Below are 18,381 nucleotides of genomic sequence, written 5' to 3'. Positions count from 1 at the left end.
AGACACCTGCCTCAACGGTCGTCAAGAGCATCAAAGCCCAAGCATCCCAAGTCATTTCGACTCCTGTTGCTTTTCGGATTCATTCCACTGCGGCGGGCCGACCCTGCCGCCGTCAGGCGCCATGCACTAAGCATGCACCGAAAAGTGCTGCGGCAATACGTGCATAGCAAACAGTCGCGTGAAATAAGATTGAGGTGCAGAACGCACATGTGCGTAGAGAACGTTTCCCAGATAGCGAGGCTAACGAAATGGCCGGTTTGACGGTCTCTCGCATGGATTTCGGAAACTTCATGAAATCTGTGCGATCAAAAGCACCTCGTACGGCCCTGTCGACCGCGGCGGCCCACCTCGAGGTCACGCGGTTTGTCCTGATGCGAATGGAGGAAGGCTCGCCGACCAAGCTCACCAGGCCGCAGATCAAGGACCTGCTCGAGTACTACCACGCTTCCCCGGAGGATCAGGCCAAGGCGCTCAAGCTTCTGGAAGAGGTTCGAGCACAGGACAATGCGGCCAAGGCGCAGGGTAACTCGAAGGGGTTCTGGCAACCGTACAGCGACCAAGTCGCGCCGAACTTCGAGAAGCTCCTCCGACTCGAAGGAGTGGCAGAGCAGATCATCACGTACCAACCGGTAATTGTGCCCGGCTTGTTGCAGACTGCTGACTACCGGCGGGAAATCGTCCGCGTCACCCTGCCGCGTCTGTCCGCAGTGGACGTCGAACGGCGGGTCGAGCTCACCCAAAAGCGCCAAACACGGTTGGACGATGCCGGTTTTCGGTTGGAGGCGTTCCTATCCGAAGCGGTCCTGTGGAACAGGCCTGGGCCGCAGGAGGTCATGTCAGCGCAACTGCGGTGGCTCGCCGAGATTGGAGACCGGGACAATATCGAGATCCGGGCGCTCCCCTTCGCTATCGGCCCACACCCGGGGCTTGTCATACAGCAGTTCATCCTGCTCCATCTGCCCAAAGGCACGAGTGGGATGACTTTGCCGCCAGTGGTATACGCCGAAGGCGCCATCGGCAGCGTTCTCCACGAGCACGACGAAGAGGTCGATGAATATCGTGAAGCAATCGCCGGTCTTCGGGCTGTAGCGTTGACAGCGCAGGACACCAGGGACTTGCTGGTGCGAATCGCAAAGGAGCACACGGCATGAAGAAGCCGGTAATGAGCGAGTGGTACAAGTCGAGCTTCTCCGATGCTGGCAAGGAGTGTGTCGAGATTCGGCACGACCCGGATGTCACGCTGGTGCGCGATACGAAGGACAACGGTCGGGGTCCGATCCTGGCGTTCCCCGCCGACGTGTGGACGAACTTCATCGATAGCGGTATTTGGCAGCGCTGACGAACTGACCGCACGACGAAAGCCCCTGGCTGGGTGCGCGATTCAGTCGGTGGCTCTCGTCCGGCGCGGATCCGAGGCCAACGCGCTCAAATCACTTCGGTGTCATGAACGCGCCGAGATGCCGAGGTCCGGTCGACCGGTGCATTCGCGCACGATCCAGTGCTGAACAGCAGTTTCCCGCCAATTTCTCAGTCATAGTGCGTGTTCGGACCGGTTCGGCCGGCCGCTCGAGGGTGCCGGTGGCAGGTCGGGGCGGCCGACGATCTGCAGGCCCATGTCGGTACCCACCGCCAGCGTGAGGCTGAGGGCGATTGCCAGGGCCAATTGCGGTCCGCCGCTTGCGAAACGCCCCTCACTGAGAGCGAGCAGCCCGAGATAGAGCGAGCGGCCGGGGAGCGGGGGAGCGAGGGCGGGCACCAGCAGCGGCAGGGTGCTGCTGCCCAGCACGCGGGCTCCGAGTCCGCTGACGATCCCGATCAGTATGGCCGCCACGGCCGTGGCGGCCACGGGGGCCAGGTGCGCGACGACGAGGAGATGGTAGGTCGTGAAGCACGCCAGGCCGGTGGCCGTCGCCGCTGCTATCGCCCGCGGAGGAACCTCGTGAAATGACAGCGAAGGCCGTGGTCAGCGCCCCGGCTGTCAGCACGAGTGTCCAGCCGGCAGAGGGAGTCCGGCTGAAGGTGGTGTCCTGCACGGTCGGTCCGGCTCCGGCCAGGCGGCCGATGTACAGGGTCGCGGTCACCCCACAGACGATGGCGGTCAGCAGGAAGAATGCCTCGAGCAGGCGTGCGCCGGCGGTCAGGAAGTAGCCGGCCAAGCCGTCGTTGATCGCCAGCACGGAGCGGGCGGCCGGGGAATTGCGCGAAGAGCGCGCCGGTGATCATGGCGCCCGCGTGAGACCGATCGGTCACCGTGCTCGCGGCGACACCGATTCCGGCTGCCGCTACGGCCGCGGCGCCGAGCTGGTAGAACGGCGCAGCCCCGGTCCGGGCTACGGCGGCCGCGGCGCGCTCGCCGACCAGGCCGCCGCCGAGCGCGCCGACGAGTTCCCACCAGCCGCCGCCCACCATGACCGCCGCGAAAGCCGAGACCAGCGCGGTCGCTGTCGACAGCACCCACTGCCGGTATGGGCCGGGCCCGCATTCGATCGCGGCCAGCTGCTCGGTTGCCGCGCTCGGTGGCAGACCGTCGACAATGCGCGCGGTGCGACGGTCGACGTCATCCACACGGGTGTAGTACGAGCCGCGATCCAGCACCGATCGATCCGCCGCCAGCGGCGCCACGTCCACCGATGGCTGGTACGACAGGCTGATCATGGAGAAGGTGATCGGGACGCTGCCGTTCAAGCGGTATGCGCTGGTGACCGCGCGCATCGCGCCTTCGACTTCCAGGCAACTCGCCCCACCACTCAACAGTGCTGCGGCAGGACGCGAACAACGTTGTCGCACTTGCCACCTCCGACAACCTCGCCGCCATCCGGGCCACCGCCCGGGCCATCAGGGCGGCCCGCCGCACGCTCATCATCAGCTCCGGCAGCGGAGCTGGTCCCCCCCACATCCTCGGCTATCCCGGTGCCATCGCCGGGCACGACATCCGGCTTGCCCTCGGCTCCCCACCACGCAGGCAGTCGACGTCGCTCGGCTCGAAAAGGGCGACTGCCTGATCACCATCAACATCTGGCGTCTGACCCGAACCCTGCGTGGCCTGACCCGGCTCGCCCGCGACCGCGGCGCCACCGTCAGCGTTCTCACCGACCTTCGCACCTCCACCCTCGCCGGGGACGCCGACCACCTCATCCTCGCCCCCATCGAGGCCACCCATGCCGGACCATCCCTCACCGGCGTCGTCGCCGCAATCCAGGCCATTCTCAGCGAACTCGCCGACGACGACGCGATCCGCGCCTCTGGTCAGATCCAGCAAGTGTGGCAAGACCTCGATCTCATGGACGACCAACCCTGAACCCGCCCAAGGCATCTGGATTTGCCGACGAGCGCGCATCCAGTCCTCGTCTCGCTGCCAGAGATGGCTATTTTCCGCTGTTGATCACCTGAGTAAAATTCGGTTGAGGGTGATCGGACGTGGGGTTATTTCATGGACGACGTCCCTGGACATGCGCAGACCGGGCTTACTCGGATTTGCCCGCCGAAGCGGGATTCACGGCGACACCATCGACCGCGCCGTTAACCCCGGATGGTCACGACGACGTAGTCGTTACTCGAACGAGACGTGCGAGGTGCCGAAATCGATCAGGCGTAGCAGTCGGTTCACCGAGTCCGGGAAAGGCAATGATGATGACCAACGAGACTTACCGAAGTACCACACGTCAGCTGTTCACCGTGTTCGTGCTGGCGGGGGTGGCGATGGCAGTTCCCGCGACGGCGGCGGTTCCGGCCCTGGCCGCGCCGAGTGCGGCGCCCGGCGTGGTGCAGGTCGATCGGACCTGGGGGTGGGTTGGCAATGCCGCCGAGCCGGTTCCGCCTCCGCCCGTCCCGCCCCATGGCTGCGACAACGAAAACTGTGGGGAGAACGGTGGGGGCGACAACACCTGTACCGACCCCAGCCAGACCGGGAACGGCTGCAGCGACCACGGCGACACCGGCGGGACCGGAGGTGGACCAGCGGCGACCGAAGCACGCGGAATCCACTCCACCATGGCCACGTCCCAAGAGATCGAGAGATAGCGTCACCAGCCGCTCAACTGTGCACAAACGGACGGGCTTGCAGTCAGTGCAAGCCGTTCGAGTAGTGGCGCGAGTGTGTAGTTCTTCCAGGCGCAGCTGTCCATTTGATGCTGGTCACCGGAGAGGTTCACCACCCGGTCGACCTTGCCGCCGATGGTGAAGTGCCACACCAGCGCCCAGACGGTATCCACCTTGCCCGCGCCGGCGGTGGAGTAGCCGCGGTGGATGTCCGCGACATACTCGTCGTTGGCCTCCAGAAAGAAGGACTCCGCCTTCATACTCGGATACCGCCCCAGCGCGGGTTCGGAAACCGCTCCGGCCTTGGTGGACAAGCTCGTTGCGAGCTGCCCGGGTCTGGGTATCGGTGCGACGCCGATGGCGACACCCGAAATCCCGGCGGCCGTCGCCGCGGGCCGGGTCGACGCCGGGATCACTCGCGGTGAACAGCCGGGGCATGGCGTGCGCCGGCTTCCCTTGTGACGTGAGCGGATCGGGGTCCAACTGGCCACGGACCATCCGCTCGCCGGCGAAGCAGAGATCGAGATCGACTCGGCCGCAGCGTATCCCGTCCGAATCCACGATCGTGCCGCCAACCCGGCCATCCACGACCAACTGAAGGCACTGCTACACACCGCCAGCCGAAAACCTCGATTCCACACGCCGGCACTCTCTTTCGACATCGTCCAGCGAGACCTGCGTGACCGAGCCACCTTTTCTCTCCGATGAGGCAGCCCTGTCAACCCAGGTAGCGGGCCTCACCTGGCGACCCCTACGTGGCGCACCCGCCCTGACGATGTATCTGGCGCTGCCACGCGAGCAGTCACCCGCTACACCGCCGCATCCGGGCCGCCGTCAAAGACCTCGCCCACGAACTCGGCTGGCTCCAACAGAGCTGCTCGAACGCTGCCCCCAGTTTTGGGGGCCGCCAGTGTTGCTAACGGTATCCGGGGATCATCCGACGAATGGACGGTGAGTCCGAAAAAGCGCAAGGTTCAACAGTTCTCGGCGCGGATCGGTGTCCTGGCGGCGGTTGCGATCGCGACGCTGGTCGGGGCCGGCGGACCCGCCGCTGTTACGTCATCAATGCGACGGATGGCGTGATCGTCGGCAGGGGCACTGCGGCTCTCACTCTCGGCCGGCGGCAGACCGTCCGGCCGAACCGATTTCGACCCTGACAGGAGATCGATACACCATGACGCGAATTCTGAACTCGCCCAAGATGAAACGCATCGTCGCGGGTGCTGCCGCACTCGGCGTCGTCGCAAGCGTGACCGCACTGACCGCGCCGTCGGCCTCGGCGACCGTCACCAGCATCGCGATCGCGCCCGCCTTCACCCTCGGCACCCACACGTACGGAACGACCTGCTCGTACACCGTCACCGTCGCGGTGGACGACAACAGTCAGACCGTCTATTTCTTCGAGGAGGGTCAGGGCCCAAGCGGATTCGCCGAGGCGAAGCCTTCCAACGGCGTTGCAAAGGCGACCTGGACCCCGTCCTCGACAAAGATCACCTACATCTACGCCATCCAGCCGAACGCGACAGCTCAAATCAGGCAGCCCGTCGACGTCGGCACCGGCATCAACCTCGGATCCGCCTGCGTGGCAATCTAATCCGCCACCACCCGACCTCTTTTGCCCCACCCCGATGCTTTGAGGAGTTTCAAATGCTCGCACGCCGTGGAATCTCCGCCGCCCTCCTGATCGGCGCCGCAACCCTGTCCGCCGCCGGCACCGCCACAGCCAACCCCCTCCCGCTCGAATCGCCCTCTCCGGCAACAACCGAACCCGTCGCCGGCGGCCTGTGCAACGCCGACCCCCTGCTCGCCCTGTGGTGCTTGATCGCCAGCCCCTCGGCATAGCCGTCGTCTGCCCGCAGCGGTGGCGGGTCGCCGAGGGCGACCTCGCCACCGCGCCGACGGCTAGCTCAGTGTCCTCAGTGCTGCCGCGTCGTACGGCTTCAGTTCGTCGATCCGGCCCGCCAGGACCTTGGACGCCCACTCCGGGTCCTGGAGCAAGGCTCGGCCGACGGCGACCAAATCGAATTCGTCACGCTCCAGCCGATCGAGGAGGTTGTCGAGGCTGCCGAGTTCGGCGCCCTCGCCGGTGAACGCGCGCAGGAAGTCGCCGTCGAGGCCGACCGAACCGACGGTGATGGTGGGCTTGCCGGTGAGCTTCTTGGTCCAGCCGGCCAGGTTCAGGTCCGAGCCCTCGAATTCCGGGAGCCAGTAGCGGCGGGTGGAGGCATGGAAGGCATCCACGCCGGCCGCGGCGAGCGGGGCCAGGATCGCTTCCAGCTCCTGCGGGGTCTCGACGAGCCGCGCGTCGTAGGCCTCCTGCTTCCACTGCGAGTAGCGGAAGATCACCGGGAATTCGGGTGAGACGACCGCCCGGATCGCCGCCACGATCTCGGCCGCGAACTTCGTCCGGGCCACGGAATCGCCACCGTAGGCATCGGTTCGGCGGTTCGTCCGTTCCCACAGGAACTGGTCGAGGAGATAGCCGTGGGCGCCGTGCACTTCGATGCCGTCGAAGCCGATGCGCTCGGCGACCGCAGCGGCATCCGCGAAGGCGCCGATGACGTCGTCCAGGTCACGCTGGGTCATCGCCTTGCCGGTGCCCTCGGTGCCGTCGACGCGAATTCCGGAGGGGCCGACGGCGGGGGCATCGGCGTAGGGCTCCTCGCCATGCTTGCGGACCATGCCGATGTGCCATAGCTGCGGCACGATCCTGCCGCCTGCGGCGTGCACGTCCGCGGCTACCTTCGCCCACCCCGCCAACTGCTCTTCACCGTGGAATCGCGGCACCCGATCGCTCTGCCCGGCCGAATCGTGGCCGACATAGGTCCCCTCGGTGATGATCAGCCCTACGCCGGCGGCGGCGCGGCGGGCGTAGTAGGCGCGGACGTCCTCTCCGGGAACGCCGCCAGGGGAGAACATGCGCGTCATCGGCGCCATCACGATGCGGTTCGGAACGGTCAGTCCGTTCAGCGTGACGGGCCGTGACAGAACCTGAGCCGTGCGGACGGCGTCGGACGCGGTGACGGTCACTGGACACTCCTCGTAGTTACTTGTCAACGTAGATGGTTGAGAACTTCAAGCATTATGGCAAACGCTAGTGGTGAATATTTGAGGTAGTCAAGTTTCTGTGGATAGGCTGGTTCGTATGGCAGAAGCTCCCCGCGTCGACACCGCTCAGCTCATGGAGCTGCTCTCGGTGTCGCTCGGCGCCTACTATGGAGACTTCACGCTCGCGGCGGCGAGCGAGAACCTCACAGCGATTCAGGGCAAGGCGCTGACCGTGCTGCGCCGAGGCCCGATTGCGATGCGTGCCTTGGCCGACATCATGGTCTGCGACGCCTCGAACGTGACAGGGATCATCGACCGGCTGGAGAAGCGCGGCCTCGTGCGCCGCGAGGCCAGCGCCTCCGACCGGCGCGTCACGAACCTCGTCATCACGGTCGAGGGTGAGCAGGTCACCGACGCCATTCGAGCGAAGATGCACACCACTCGAGATGGCCTGAACAGACTCAGCGCCGAGGATCAGGACCACCTGTACGCCTTGCTGGAACGAGTCTTCGTCGCCCGGCGCGCCACCCGGCCGGAGTGACCCACTGGGGTCCGGCCGAGCTCACCCCACCCGTGTGGTGGCGAGGATTCCGGCGAGAATGACGCACACCCCGTGGTCGAACTCCGTGTCCGGTCATGGAAACCACCGAGGTAGTCATCGCCGGATCCGGGCCGACCCGGCTCACGGGTCGGGATTCACGCGCTATAGCTATCACTAGGGCGATCGGCTGGTATACGAGGCGCAGCACTCACTACTCGACACCCTTGGCGCAAGAAGGTAGATTGCGCCGGTACTATCGTCGGAATCGACGGATGTTCCAGATCTAGATGCCTGGATCGGTATTTGTCGCTGGCCCGCTCGTTGGCATTGAGAAACTCGACGGTGCATCTCTCAAAAAGAGCACAAGTTCTTCGTTGAAAGAGTCATTTTCTGGGTTTCCACACAAAAGGGCCATGCCGTACCTATGTACGATCAGCGCAACTGTTGGTTTCGTGATGTTATCGACGAAAACCGTTCCTTCTGCTTGACGCTCGATCACTGCCGTGGCGAACATGGTATTGAATGGAACCTTGCCCGCTAAATTTGTCACCCTTGAGTAGTCGGAGCGGGAAAGCTGTTTCATGCAATTTCTCCAATCGGCGGGGGATTCTTGCTACCGCACCGCCAAGGCTATAGGAATTCGATCGAAAAATTCCGCCCTGTTTCGGATTCAGATGTGGCAATAGTGGGCAGGATGCACGATAGTAGTACCGCTGGGGCAATACCCGGGCGTTGAATCGGGCAGGTCCTGCAAGGACGTTGGAGCGTACAGCGTATCGACCGTGCCGTACCTAGCCCCGGCCACGACCGGAAGTGCGTCAGAGCCGTTATCCCGACACTCCCTGGAACAGCGCAAATAATGCGATTGTGTGGAGGTGCCGTGGGTTGGCCCTGTTGTAGCCCTGGCCTGCCGTTCGGGTAAGTGGTCACTGCGCGAAATCACTTGTGGCGAACCGTACTTCGGGATGGCCCGGATCGGGGCCTGTGTGCAGTGCGCCTTTGTGGCCGCGGAGGTGTTCGTCGAAGAAGGCGAGGAGGTAGTCGTTGACGATGGTGATCGACCGGTACGGATCGATGTCGCCGACCAGGCCGAACAACCGCAGGAGCGGTGAAAACAGCTGCTGGTCCATGAAATTGTTGTGTTTGGTGCCTTCGATGTAGACCACCGGTCCGCCCGCGCGGGCCACCGCGCGAATGTGCTCGCGTTCGGCGGTGAGATTGGCCAGGTCTCGTTCCATTTCGGCTCTGGTGATGCCGAGGTCGGCTAGTTCGCGGTCGCTGTAGACGAATCCGCGGCGTGCCTTGTCATAGAGGTCGAAGGCTTGGGCGGAGTAGACGAACATGAACGGTTTGGTCGTCGGGGGGCGTCCGCGGAACCCGTACAGGGTACCGTCGAGGTCGATCCCGGCTCGGATGCGCGAGTCTCGCATCGCGTCGTAGGCAGCGGCCCCGCCGAAAGAATGCCCTAGTACTCCAACCCGATCCATGTCGAGTGCGTGGGTGAACATGCTGGGGATGGTTCCGTCGTTCATCGCCGCAAGGCGGCCGAGGGTGAACTGGATGTCCTTGGTCCACACCTCACCGACCGTGGAGCGATAGTCGTATTCGCCGATTCGTTCCTCGTCGGTGCGCATGGTGGTGACGCGACCGTCGGGGAATCGGGTGGCGAGCGAGCTGTAGGTGTGGTCGATGGCTGCGACGACGTATCCGTGGCTGGCCAGGTTTTCGGCTTGTGTGGTGTGGAAATAGCCGGCCGACCCGTAACCGTGATTGAGCAGCAGTAAAGGGTAGGGCCGTTCCGATGTCGCCAGTGGAGCCTCGATCCAGGAATGACTCTTGATGGTGGGCAGGTAGGCCAGAGCGTTGGCGGGTAGCCCGAATCCGCGCGCCATTTCTCCGATGACCGCCGGGCTGTCCGGTATCACGGGCGCTCTGCGTCCTTGTCGCGCCTGCGCCGGATACCACAACTGCACCATCAGCTCCCGCGGCCTGTCGCTGTCGTCGAAGATCTCCTGCCGCTGCGTGTCGACCAGATGCAGCGCGTGCGTGCCGACCGGCAGGCGACCCGATGGCGCGGGCACCACGAAAACCGGGAACGCCACGATCGCGGCCGCGGTGACCGACACCGTGACCGCACCCGCGGTTGTCACAGCGAACCTGCTGCGGGCGGATCGGAAGCGATCCTGCTCCCCGCGCCGAAACCTGCGAACCACAGCGAGAATCAAGACGGCGCCCGGAAATGTGTAGGCGAGCAACAGTTGTGAGCGGTACCCCTCCACCAGGATCTGTGCTGCCGCCACCGCCAGCCCGCTACTGCTCGCGCACAGTAATGTCCGGGTGCCGACACCACTGCGGAATCCGAGCACGGTCAGGACCACACAACACGCAACGAGCAACAACTCGAACATCCTCATCGCCACCAAGTCCCTACGGGATGGTCAACGGCGAGCAGCGGCCCAACGGGGAAGACCGGCGACATGATCATGTCAACGACAATCACAGGTGGATCGCCCAAACGAAATCAGTCGTCAGGCGAAAACTGCTCATACTCGCGGCCGATGTTGCTTCTCAGGGAAGTCCCGGATGGTCTTCGATGATGGATGCCGACGGCGAGGCCCGCAGCCAACCCGCGGTCTGATCTGACCAGGATCGACCAGCCGGATATCTTCGGCAGTCATGCACTGGCGAACCGTTCAGAACGCGAGCGCATCGAGCGGCCAACGCACAGTACGAGATTCCGGAGCTCACACTAATGCGACCGCTCGGTTTCTTCTGGGGTAGCGTTCGGCGTATGGTGCGCCATCCGGCGCCGATGCTCGCCACGACCGGGCCAGCTCCCGCTGACGACACCCGGTACGCCTACGAATGACCTACGACGGAATCCGCTGTCTGGCATGGATTCCGGCGACGTGTGCCACATGGTCAGCCGCAACGGCAACTCCCTCAACGCGGCCTTCCCCGAGATCTCCCACGCCCTGCTGTTGCTGGCGGCGGGGCGGGAGATCACCCTCGACGGTGAGCTGGTGGCCCCGGACTGCGACGGGGTGCCGCGGTTCTCCCGGATCGGGCGCCGACGGCGTTTGGATCGGCGAGTCGCATTGGCTGGCTCTAGCGAACTCAAGTGCACGGTAATGCCGACGAGCGGGCTCGAGGGATCGTCGAGCGGCTGGGTGAGGAGTCCTGCCGTAGCTGCTGATCGAACCGGTCCGTCGATGAGTCCCGTTATGCGACAACGATCGTCTCGCTGACGGCGGTGGTGGCTATCGTCGATTCGTCGCGGACCCACGACATGACCCAGACCCGCCCGACCGTATGCGAAAGCGGTCCGAGCAACCTGGGATTGCGTAGCTGTCGGATGCTCGTTCGTATGCTGGCGGCGTGAGCGACTTGGCATATTTTCTGGCGGCGTCTGAGCAGGGGTTCGCGCTCGATGTGGACGAGGTGGTGGATTCCTTGATCCAGGAGGGGATTCTCTTGCCTGTCGACTGGTCTGGTGAGGAACGGACCGGACAGATAGCGCAATTCGTGGCCGGTCGGGTGACGGCCTTCGGGAAGGACCGCGCGGTTGTCGCTGCCGTCGAGTCCGCGGCCAAGCAAGCGGCCGGGGCCGACCTCGAGCGTGGTGAACACGTGCCGGCGATTCTGCGCGCAGTGGATGAAGCCCTGGCGAGTGCGGGGTTGGCGCTCGGCGAACTCCGTTCCGGCGACGACACCTGCCGTATCGGCGTCATGCGTCGCACGACGGCCTCGAGTCTGGCGTGGGGTGTGAATCCGCCTTCTCCCGAGTTGCTCTACGTCATCGACTGTCCGTGCGGTGGCATGAACGTGTGGCAGCTCCCCGCGACGGAAGCGAAACCTGCGGAGGGCGAATGCGACTCGTGCGGGCGGGACTTGTTCGATTCCGCCGGTACCCCGATCGCGCCTGTGGTCGTGGAGCCCGTCCGCTGAGGTAGTTCAGTGCTCGCGAGCGTGGGCAGGACGGAAGTCGCGCGGCATCCGGCTGCAGTGCCCGCAGCTTTGATTGCGGAGTGCCCTCGTGCCGAGTTCGTCCACGAATCTGTGGATTTGGATCCACCATGCCGTTGCATTGCGGGATCAGGCCAATCATCTTGCCGACGTCCGTACGGAAGTGCATCCGCACATGCCGCATACCGCGCTGACCGAACCGGCCAACGCGGCGCAGCGGAAGATCAACTGGCCGTGCCGATCCGACGACGGCAGGACGTCCGCTATTGCCGATTATGTGGCAGAGGCGGACCCAGTTATCTCGTGTAGCGATCCCCCTGGGCTCGCCAGAACGTCGGCAACCACCAGTACAACGTGGTGCGGTCCTTCGGCCACGGAGCAGAATTCGCAGTTGCGCAGTCCTCGAAGTCGTCGAACGGTGCGATACACCGCCACGCAGGATCCATGGCTTCCTCGGCGGTAGCGGGACGGACAAACCCACGCGCATGCTCGTCGTACGCCCCGAATGCAATGACGTTGCGCTGAGCGTCCACCAACGAGACTCGGTTGGCCCCCAGGGCGAGGGTTGGCCACCGGAGTTGCACACCGTCGTCCTCCCAGAAACAAACGGGGCAAACCAGGTGGCAACCGGGCGGCTGATCGAAGACGCGGTGGCCGCAAGCGGGGCATGGATAGGCTGGATTCACACGATCAGTCTCATTGATGGCATTGCGACGATGAACATCCGCTAAGAAGCCGCTTACAGGGCGGCTCGGACAGGCCGAGCCGGGGGCCGGCCGAACGCACCCTCATGCCGACGAGCGTGCGATCAGCTGGGCGGCTTCGATCGCCTGCTTCATCTCGGTGATTCCGAACTGCGTGCGGATGCGGATCTCCGGCGCGACAGTGTCGGGCAGGACGTCGGTGATCCAGACCAGTCGGCCGTGCTCGCCATCTGCGCGGACCTCGAACGACGCATGATGGTAGTCCAGCGCGGGCCGGGCCCCTTCGACAACGGAGTACGCCAGCCGCCGCGAATCCTCGTCGATCGCGACTATGAGCTCACGAATGATGTGCCCGTCAGGGAAGGTCAGAAACCGTTCCGCCCCTTCGATCCTGGTGTCGACCACACGTCCGGGAAGCAGACGTTCATGCACGGCCCCGATATCGCGAATGACATCCCAGATATGTAGCGGTGCAGCCTTTATCGCGACTTCGTGACGGATGGTGGCCATAACTGCCCTGATCTCACGACAGAACAACGCTCAACCTGTCCCGACAACGTCCGCCGGACACCTCAGCCATCGCCCGAACATCCTGCATTGCCGCGACTCGGTTGTTCTGAACCAGGCCGCGGGGCCCGGTCGGCGAGTGCACGCACACGCCGAATGCGGTACACCCACTCATCCCGGCGAGCGTGCATTCTTGCAGGCGAACGTCGAGAAGGCATCTGCGCCAGTGCCTTCTGGTGGGCAGTCTTCGAAGTGGCCGAGGAGGTGCGTCGCAGCCTTGTCGGCGGGGCGGGTTAGGGTAGGTGGCGCCCGCTCGGGTTCCGGCCCGCAGTGTCTGCCTTGGGCGGCCTGGGGCAAAGGGGGGTGGCTGGACGGTCCCTCTGGTACGCCTCAGGGACCGGAGTAGACGCCCGATCCCACCCCCTTCACCCCTGCCGCGAACATCCTGTAATCAGCGTAAGGCGTTTTGTGTCAAGCGGTTCGGTCGGTGCCCTGGTCTGTCGTCGTCCCGGCATAGCAGTAATGGGGTTGGTTCCCTGCAGCGTGTAATCGGTTGCGATCACCCCGGGACACGCCACTACCGTTACCCATGGAACGTCCTCCTACCGCGATGGGACACCAAGCCCCACAAGCGCATCAGGAGGACGTTCCCCACGTCCAGACACCCGACGCACAGAACGTCTTTCTATGCCGCATACCGCGCTGACAGAACCGGCCAGCGCGGGACTGGCGGGGCAACGGAGCGCGTCGATCCAAGGCGGTGCAACGTACGCACATGCCTGCCATACATCAGGAATCGGAAGTATCGGGTCAAACACCGAGCTCGTCGCACAGATCGACGTACCGGTCGAGGTAGTCGGGCGTCGATCTATGAGCCGCCAGGCCGACCGTGTCGAACTCATCCGATCCCGCCGTAGCGCTGATGCCCAGCGCACGCAACGCCGTGTTGATGGTGTTCACCGACCGAACCGGTCCACCGCCAACCGATACCGCTGCCCACTGGTCTCCGACGCCGCCGAAGTAGTCCGTGAGCACCACAGCGAATGTCGGGTTGGGTCGGGTCGCCAATTCAGCCGCAATCGTCGTCACGACGCCCTCGCGAGGGAACAGTCCTGGCGCTTCGGAAGGGAGTTCGAAGTAGCTCGAAATCCCCAGCCGTGCTTGCCAATACGCAGTGTAGTAGTGGGTCACGTGCAGTAGCGTGAGATCGCATCGCAGCGATACCGGCATCAGGTCCCATCGGTCCGCTGCTTCAGCACTGACAGGGCAGGGCAAGATCATCGCGGTGATGGCGTGCGGCACGCCAGAACCCTATCGCGCCACCTGCAGCAGCCACCATGCCATTGCGAGATGTAGCGGCTCCGCCTGGAACATCCGCTACTGCCGCATGGCGCGCTGACCGAACCGGCCATCGCGAGGCACCGGCGAAACGACCGAGCCCCACCTGGACACCGGATGGGTGCTCAGCAGAATCGCTACCAGCAGTGATACGTGCGATCTTTGACCAGCGTTCGTGAGCGGACCGGCGAGTAATGTTCGCTGCCTGGGCGATTGCTTCCCAGGTGGCGCGGGCAAGGGTCACGGCCTTGATGCGCCGTTGATCGGCGTCTCTGATCTCCGCGGTGGTGAGTGCGACCTCGTGAACCGCGGTTGGGGGAGATCCGCCACCCTCGCCGACATCGCGAAGCTGGGCCGAGAGCACGGTGCGTGAGGAGATAGCCGACTCGGTGACGACGGCTCTCGTGGTCTGTCTGGTTTCCGCGCCCCTCGCCCTCAGCTCACGGCTGCCGCGACGAGTCCGACACTGGTCGAGAGGAACGACAGACTACTCAGGCTCCGGTATCCCAGGGTGCGGGCCAGACCGTCGCGGAAGGCCAAGGGCAGGAACAAAGTCGGGTTCAGCAGGGTGCCGATCACGACGAGCACTGCGATCCAGGTGGCCAGGCCGGGTAGGGCCAGCCCGACCGCGACCAGGATCAGGCCCATGATCACGTAATCGATGTGTGCCTGCAGTATTCGACGCGGGTTGACCAGGCCCAGCTTCCGAAGCCGGTCCGGTGCGGTGAGGTTGGCCGCGACGACCCATCCGAGTAGTGCGCCGGCGGCCGTTTCGGCCAGCCCGATCCGTACGAGCACGCTCATCGGCCCGCCACCTGCCGCCGATAGAAGCGCCGGCCGTGCCAGCGCTGATAGTGCCAGGCCGCCGACGGCAGCGCACCGCGGCGATGTAGCCAGAATCCGGTCGGCGTAGTCGATGCGGGATGCTGGGCGCCAGGTGTGATCTCGCCGAGCACGATCCCCTCGCCATCCTCCTTGCGGCGTTCAGCGATCACGGTGCCGTCCGCTGTGGTGATCAGCGTGGAGCCCTCGAAATGGCCGTGGTAGCGCAACGGCATCCACGGCATCGGGCAGTTCAGGTTTCCCGCGTGGGCGGCGTGTACCACCGGCGCACCCACGTATCGCGCGAACTCGGCCGCGGCCCGGCGCGCCGTGACGGTGTTGTGCTGCTCGAGCCGGTCGAACAGCATGCTTGGCCGCCAGGACGGTACCGACCACCAACCCGACCCGGCCATCACGAGATCGACGCGGCCACGCAGTCGCCGCACGGTCTGGGTGCGCATCAACTCCCAGCACACCGCTGCACCGATCCGCAGCCCACCTGCGGCCAGCACACCGTCGTCGTGGCCGCCGATGTAGAAGGCGTTCTCCCACATCGTCGGCAGGTCCTTGTCGTGGCGGCCGACGACGCCGGTCGCATCGGCAAGCAGGTAGGCGTTGCGGACGTGCCCGTCGGGGTCGCGGCACAGGAATGAGCCGCCGACCAGGGCCCCATAGCGCTGCGCGATCCTCATCAGCAGCGCGGTCGCCGGGCCGTCGGGCGGCAGCGCGGCGTCGGTGAGTCGATGGAGGAAACCGACTCCGGTCGTGAAGAACTCTGGTAAGGCGATGATTTCGGCGCCGGCCCGGCCCGCCTGGTCCGCCAGCCGCTCGCAAGCGGCCAGATTCGCCGAGATGTCACCAGGTACCGCGTCCAACTGCACGGCGGCTGCTATCACCATGTTTTGAACGCTACTACAAAATTGAACGCTGCTACAAGAATTCAAGTGGCCAGGCCGCGGTGCACGATGTCGCGTCCGATCTCCAGCACCTGCTGCAGTTCGACGTCGTCGAGAGCGAGCCGGTCCGGGCGCATGCGCAGCGCGAGCACACCGTTCCATGCCGCCCACAGGAAGATCGCGGTCCGCTGGGGATCCGGACAGCGGATCTGGCCAGCGGTGTCGGCCCGCCGCAGCGCATCGGTGACGCCGCCGACCAGCGCCTCCACTTTGTCGGCGATCCGCCGTTCCGCTTCGCTCGCCAGATCCCCCGGCGGCACGTCGAGCACCCGCAGCGCGATCATCCGGAAGTACCCCGGGTTGTCCAGATGGAATCGACAGTAGGCATCGCTGGCCGCGAAAAGTTCCTCGATCGGATTGCGACCGCCTCCGTAAGCGACGGCCATCGCCTTCTCGTTGACCTCCAGCGCCCGCTCGACCAGCGCCAGATACAGGCGCTCCTTGTTGCCGAAATGGTGATAGATCGAACCCACCGCGAGCCCGGCGGAATCGGCGATCGCGTCCATGGTCACCGCATGGAAACCGCGCTCGGTGAACAGCCGATTCGCGGTGTCGAGAATTGTCGCTGTGGTAGCCGCGGTGCGGCGGTCCGGGCGCCGGACAACAGATCGTGACACGTACTCAGGCTACGGCCGATCGAGTACACACAGCACACGGCCTGCCGGGCCCGACCGGCTCGAACGCTGCGAACCGCTATCTGAATTGACGACCACGCTCGCAAGATGATCAAGGTGTGAACCCTGCTCTGCCGCAGCCGGCCGAACGCACTACTTTGCCGCATACCGCGCTGACCGAACCGGCCAGCGCGGCACCTCGGAAGATCAATGGGCCGTGGGCATCTCGGACGGCAGCCCGACTGCCGGCAGTGCACGGTAATGCCGAGTTGCGGATGACGGTCCAATCTCGCACTATCGGCTGTCGAACCGCAGTTTCGCGCGAATTCCTCAGCCGTAGTGCGCGCTTAGAACGGTTGCACTGCGATCGGTCCGCGCGTGGCAGTGCACTCTCCTGCCGCATACCGCGCTTACTGAACCGGCCAGCACGTGGCATCGGAAGATCAACGGGCCGTGCCGATCCGAGGCCGGCGGAACGTCCGCAACTGCCGATTTCCGCACATTGAATGCCACATCCGCGTGACCGATGACCTAGTCGGTTACGAGCTTCCTGCTGGCGTGCTGAGTACTGGGCAGACCTGGCAGTGTGTGGTTGATGAGCAAGCACGGCAACCGATCTCGCAGCGGCCGGTCTCGTCCCGGACCGTCGGGGATCTTCGCTGCGGACGTCCAGGTGTTTCGGTTCTATCCAGACGGGGTGGTCCTCGACGTGCTGATCAAACCGGCGCCCACGTCGGCGAATGTGCCCCTCATCGAGACATGGCTTCGCAGGGAATCTGTGCTTGCCGGGGTTCATGTCACGCAGTACACGCTCAGTACGGGTAATCGCGTCGCCTTCACCTCGGCCAGCCACCTCTACAATTGCATGGTTGAGGTGGACGGCGTCTGGAGTGGCCGCCATATGACACTGAATCTCCGTGAGGGCGGCAGGTTTCAAGGCGCAGTTCGGTTTGAACGAATCGGATGACAGGCTGATCCACCGGGGACGAACCCTCATGCCGTGTGGCGCGCGGAGGCGGGCCAGCCTAAGACTGCGGCATGTCCTTTGCTCCAATACGCTTCGGCCGTGCCGAAGATCAGATTCAGGAACCCACACACGGGCAGGCCATTCCTGCTTTGTGTTGAGCCCTTCGCGGAGGAGTACTGGCTGCGCCGGGGGATACGTTCACCATCGAGTTCGGTGAAAGCGATCGCGCAGAGCAGATGATCGGCGCCGCAGACTTCGATGTGTCCTGGTACGACTTCGGGATCTTCGTGTGGACGGCATCGTGAGCCTTTTTCATCCTCGTTCCGACCTGGTGCGGGGCGGAACGTCCGCTATTGTCGCATACCGCGCTGACCGAACCGGACAACGCGAGGCTACGGAAGATCAACGGGCAGAGCGTCGTACGCCCGCCGGTAGTGCACGCTCATGCCGAATGCCGTGCATCCTGCTGGGTTGATCTGGACAGCGCCGTGGACTGCGAGGGCCAGGATCCGTGCGTGCACGATGAGATAGGCGCGGTCACATACCGCGGTGGATGCAGCGGCGCGATTCGACTGGAGGTGGGCCGGTACGGATCTGGAGAGATTCCCCGCAGCGAAGGGTGGGAAGGGCCGCGGAAGACACTGTGCTCGCGCATGCCACGGCCGACGCCCTGTATTTCCCGACCCGGCCGCGCGAACTACCGTTGGGTGAGCTCCTGTCGGCGCTACGTTCGCGTGGTGGTCCTCGAGTGGGCCGGATCGGTGGGTGGGCCGAAGACGGCGCGCAGTACCGTTCGCGTGCCGGGTGCCTGGCCGATGTCGGCGAGCATGGCGATGAATTCGTGGAAGTTGGTCTTGATGGGGTTGAAGGTTCCGATGTT

At 64.6% G+C, this 18,381-nt stretch carries 20 protein-coding genes; 8 read left to right on the top strand and 12 right to left on the bottom strand.

The window, feature by feature from the left end; translation table 11 throughout:
- Nucleotides 1-272: 272 nt before the first annotated feature.
- Together AB0L60_RS41005 and AB0L60_RS41000 are read left to right on the top strand one after the other, a co-directional pair.
- Nucleotides 273-1,151, top strand: a complete 879-nt coding sequence (locus AB0L60_RS41005; RefSeq protein WP_364625867.1) for a DUF5753 domain-containing protein — start codon at nucleotides 273-275, stop codon at nucleotides 1,149-1,151.
- Nucleotides 1,148-1,339 carry a DUF397 domain-containing protein gene (locus tag AB0L60_RS41000; RefSeq protein WP_364625864.1) on the top strand — a complete coding sequence of 64 codons (192 nt, stop codon included), beginning with the start codon at nucleotides 1,148-1,150 and terminating at the stop codon, nucleotides 1,337-1,339. The genes AB0L60_RS41005 and AB0L60_RS41000 overlap by 4 nt, the downstream gene beginning before the upstream one ends.
- Before the next feature lie 192 nt (nucleotides 1,340-1,531).
- Here the strand turns inward: AB0L60_RS41000 and AB0L60_RS40995 are convergent, their stop codons facing one another.
- Nucleotides 1,532-1,897: a threonine/serine exporter family protein gene (locus AB0L60_RS40995; protein ID WP_364625908.1), complete on the bottom strand. Its 366-nt coding sequence runs from the start codon at nucleotides 1,895-1,897 to the stop codon at nucleotides 1,532-1,534.
- Between the two features lie 20 nt (nucleotides 1,898-1,917).
- On the bottom strand, nucleotides 1,918-2,787 hold the full coding sequence (locus AB0L60_RS40990; RefSeq protein ID WP_364625861.1) for a threonine/serine exporter family protein: 870 nt from the start codon (nucleotides 2,785-2,787) through the stop codon (nucleotides 1,918-1,920).
- Here AB0L60_RS40990 and AB0L60_RS40985 point away from each other — a divergent pair.
- Nucleotides 2,699-3,298, top strand: coding sequence for an SIS domain-containing protein (locus AB0L60_RS40985; protein ID WP_364625859.1), 600 nt, complete (start codon nucleotides 2,699-2,701; stop codon nucleotides 3,296-3,298). The genes AB0L60_RS40990 and AB0L60_RS40985 overlap by 89 nt on opposite strands.
- Before the next feature lie 724 nt (nucleotides 3,299-4,022).
- Here the strand turns inward: AB0L60_RS40985 and AB0L60_RS40980 are convergent.
- On the bottom strand, nucleotides 4,023-4,352 hold the full coding sequence (locus tag AB0L60_RS40980) for a hypothetical protein (protein ID WP_364625857.1): 330 nt from the start codon (nucleotides 4,350-4,352) through the stop codon (nucleotides 4,023-4,025).
- A gap of 860 nt (nucleotides 4,353-5,212) precedes the next feature.
- On the opposite strand from AB0L60_RS40980, the gene AB0L60_RS40975 reads away from it, so the two are divergent.
- Nucleotides 5,213-5,632 carry a hypothetical protein gene (locus AB0L60_RS40975; protein WP_364625854.1) on the top strand — a complete coding sequence of 140 codons (420 nt, stop codon included), beginning with the start codon at nucleotides 5,213-5,215 and terminating at the stop codon, nucleotides 5,630-5,632.
- A 53-nt stretch (nucleotides 5,633-5,685) separates the two neighbouring features.
- The gene (locus tag AB0L60_RS40970) at nucleotides 5,686-5,880 is read left to right on the top strand and encodes a hypothetical protein (RefSeq protein WP_364625851.1); all 195 of its coding nucleotides are present in this window, start codon (nucleotides 5,686-5,688) and stop codon (nucleotides 5,878-5,880) included.
- Between the two features lie 60 nt (nucleotides 5,881-5,940).
- Here the strand turns inward: AB0L60_RS40970 and AB0L60_RS40965 are convergent, their stop codons facing one another.
- Nucleotides 5,941-7,068: an NADH:flavin oxidoreductase gene (locus tag AB0L60_RS40965; RefSeq protein ID WP_364625848.1), complete on the bottom strand. Its 1,128-nt coding sequence runs from the start codon at nucleotides 7,066-7,068 to the stop codon at nucleotides 5,941-5,943.
- A 151-nt stretch (nucleotides 7,069-7,219) separates the two neighbouring features.
- Here AB0L60_RS40965 and AB0L60_RS40960 point away from each other — a divergent pair, with 151 nt between their 5' ends.
- Nucleotides 7,220-7,627: a MarR family transcriptional regulator gene (locus AB0L60_RS40960; protein ID WP_364625845.1), complete on the top strand. Its 408-nt coding sequence runs from the start codon at nucleotides 7,220-7,222 to the stop codon at nucleotides 7,625-7,627.
- A gap of 283 nt (nucleotides 7,628-7,910) precedes the next feature.
- On the opposite strand, the gene AB0L60_RS40955 is transcribed toward AB0L60_RS40960, so the two are convergent.
- Both AB0L60_RS40955 and AB0L60_RS40950 read right to left on the bottom strand, forming a co-directional pair.
- Entirely contained in the window at nucleotides 7,911-8,210 is a 300-nt protein-coding gene (locus AB0L60_RS40955; RefSeq protein ID WP_364625842.1) for a hypothetical protein, read from the bottom strand.
- 343 nt (nucleotides 8,211-8,553) lie between these two features.
- Complete coding sequence (locus tag AB0L60_RS40950; protein ID WP_364625839.1) at nucleotides 8,554-9,777, bottom strand: hypothetical protein; 1,224 nt, start codon at nucleotides 9,775-9,777, stop codon at nucleotides 8,554-8,556.
- A 1,228-nt stretch (nucleotides 9,778-11,005) separates the two neighbouring features.
- Between AB0L60_RS40950 and AB0L60_RS40945 the strand changes: the two genes are divergently transcribed.
- Entirely contained in the window at nucleotides 11,006-11,575 is a 570-nt protein-coding gene (locus AB0L60_RS40945; protein ID WP_364625836.1) for a hypothetical protein, read from the top strand.
- A gap of 314 nt (nucleotides 11,576-11,889) precedes the next feature.
- Here the strand turns inward: AB0L60_RS40945 and AB0L60_RS40940 are convergent, their stop codons facing one another.
- From AB0L60_RS40940 to AB0L60_RS40915, 6 genes are all read right to left on the bottom strand, one after another.
- The gene (locus AB0L60_RS40940; protein ID WP_364625833.1) at nucleotides 11,890-12,279 is read right to left on the bottom strand and encodes a CPCC family cysteine-rich protein; all 390 of its coding nucleotides are present in this window, start codon (nucleotides 12,277-12,279) and stop codon (nucleotides 11,890-11,892) included.
- Nucleotides 12,280-12,381: 102 nt separating this feature from the next.
- Complete coding sequence (locus AB0L60_RS40935) at nucleotides 12,382-12,807, bottom strand: SRPBCC family protein (protein ID WP_364625830.1); 426 nt, start codon at nucleotides 12,805-12,807, stop codon at nucleotides 12,382-12,384.
- Nucleotides 12,808-13,614: 807 nt separating this feature from the next.
- On the bottom strand, nucleotides 13,615-14,106 hold the full coding sequence (locus AB0L60_RS40930; RefSeq protein ID WP_364625827.1) for a hypothetical protein: 492 nt from the start codon (nucleotides 14,104-14,106) through the stop codon (nucleotides 13,615-13,617).
- Between the two features lie 471 nt (nucleotides 14,107-14,577).
- Nucleotides 14,578-14,946, bottom strand: a complete 369-nt coding sequence (locus tag AB0L60_RS40925; protein ID WP_364625824.1) for a hypothetical protein — start codon at nucleotides 14,944-14,946, stop codon at nucleotides 14,578-14,580.
- Complete coding sequence (locus tag AB0L60_RS40920) at nucleotides 14,943-15,863, bottom strand: carbon-nitrogen hydrolase family protein (RefSeq protein ID WP_364625821.1); 921 nt, start codon at nucleotides 15,861-15,863, stop codon at nucleotides 14,943-14,945. The genes AB0L60_RS40925 and AB0L60_RS40920 overlap by 4 nt, the downstream gene beginning before the upstream one ends.
- A gap of 41 nt (nucleotides 15,864-15,904) precedes the next feature.
- Nucleotides 15,905-16,537, bottom strand: a complete 633-nt coding sequence (locus AB0L60_RS40915; RefSeq protein WP_364625818.1) for a TetR/AcrR family transcriptional regulator — start codon at nucleotides 16,535-16,537, stop codon at nucleotides 15,905-15,907.
- A 592-nt stretch (nucleotides 16,538-17,129) separates the two neighbouring features.
- Between AB0L60_RS40915 and AB0L60_RS40910 the strand changes: the two genes are divergently transcribed.
- Nucleotides 17,130-17,501 carry a hypothetical protein gene (locus tag AB0L60_RS40910; protein ID WP_364625815.1) on the top strand — a complete coding sequence of 124 codons (372 nt, stop codon included), beginning with the start codon at nucleotides 17,130-17,132 and terminating at the stop codon, nucleotides 17,499-17,501.
- The last annotated feature ends 880 nt before the right edge of the window (nucleotides 17,502-18,381 follow it).

Source organism: Nocardia sp. NPDC051981, from assembly GCF_040680715.1.
In the GTDB taxonomy this organism is placed as follows: Bacteria; Actinomycetota; Actinomycetes; order Mycobacteriales; family Mycobacteriaceae; genus Nocardia.
This window is presented reverse-complemented; position numbering and strand designations above follow the sequence as displayed.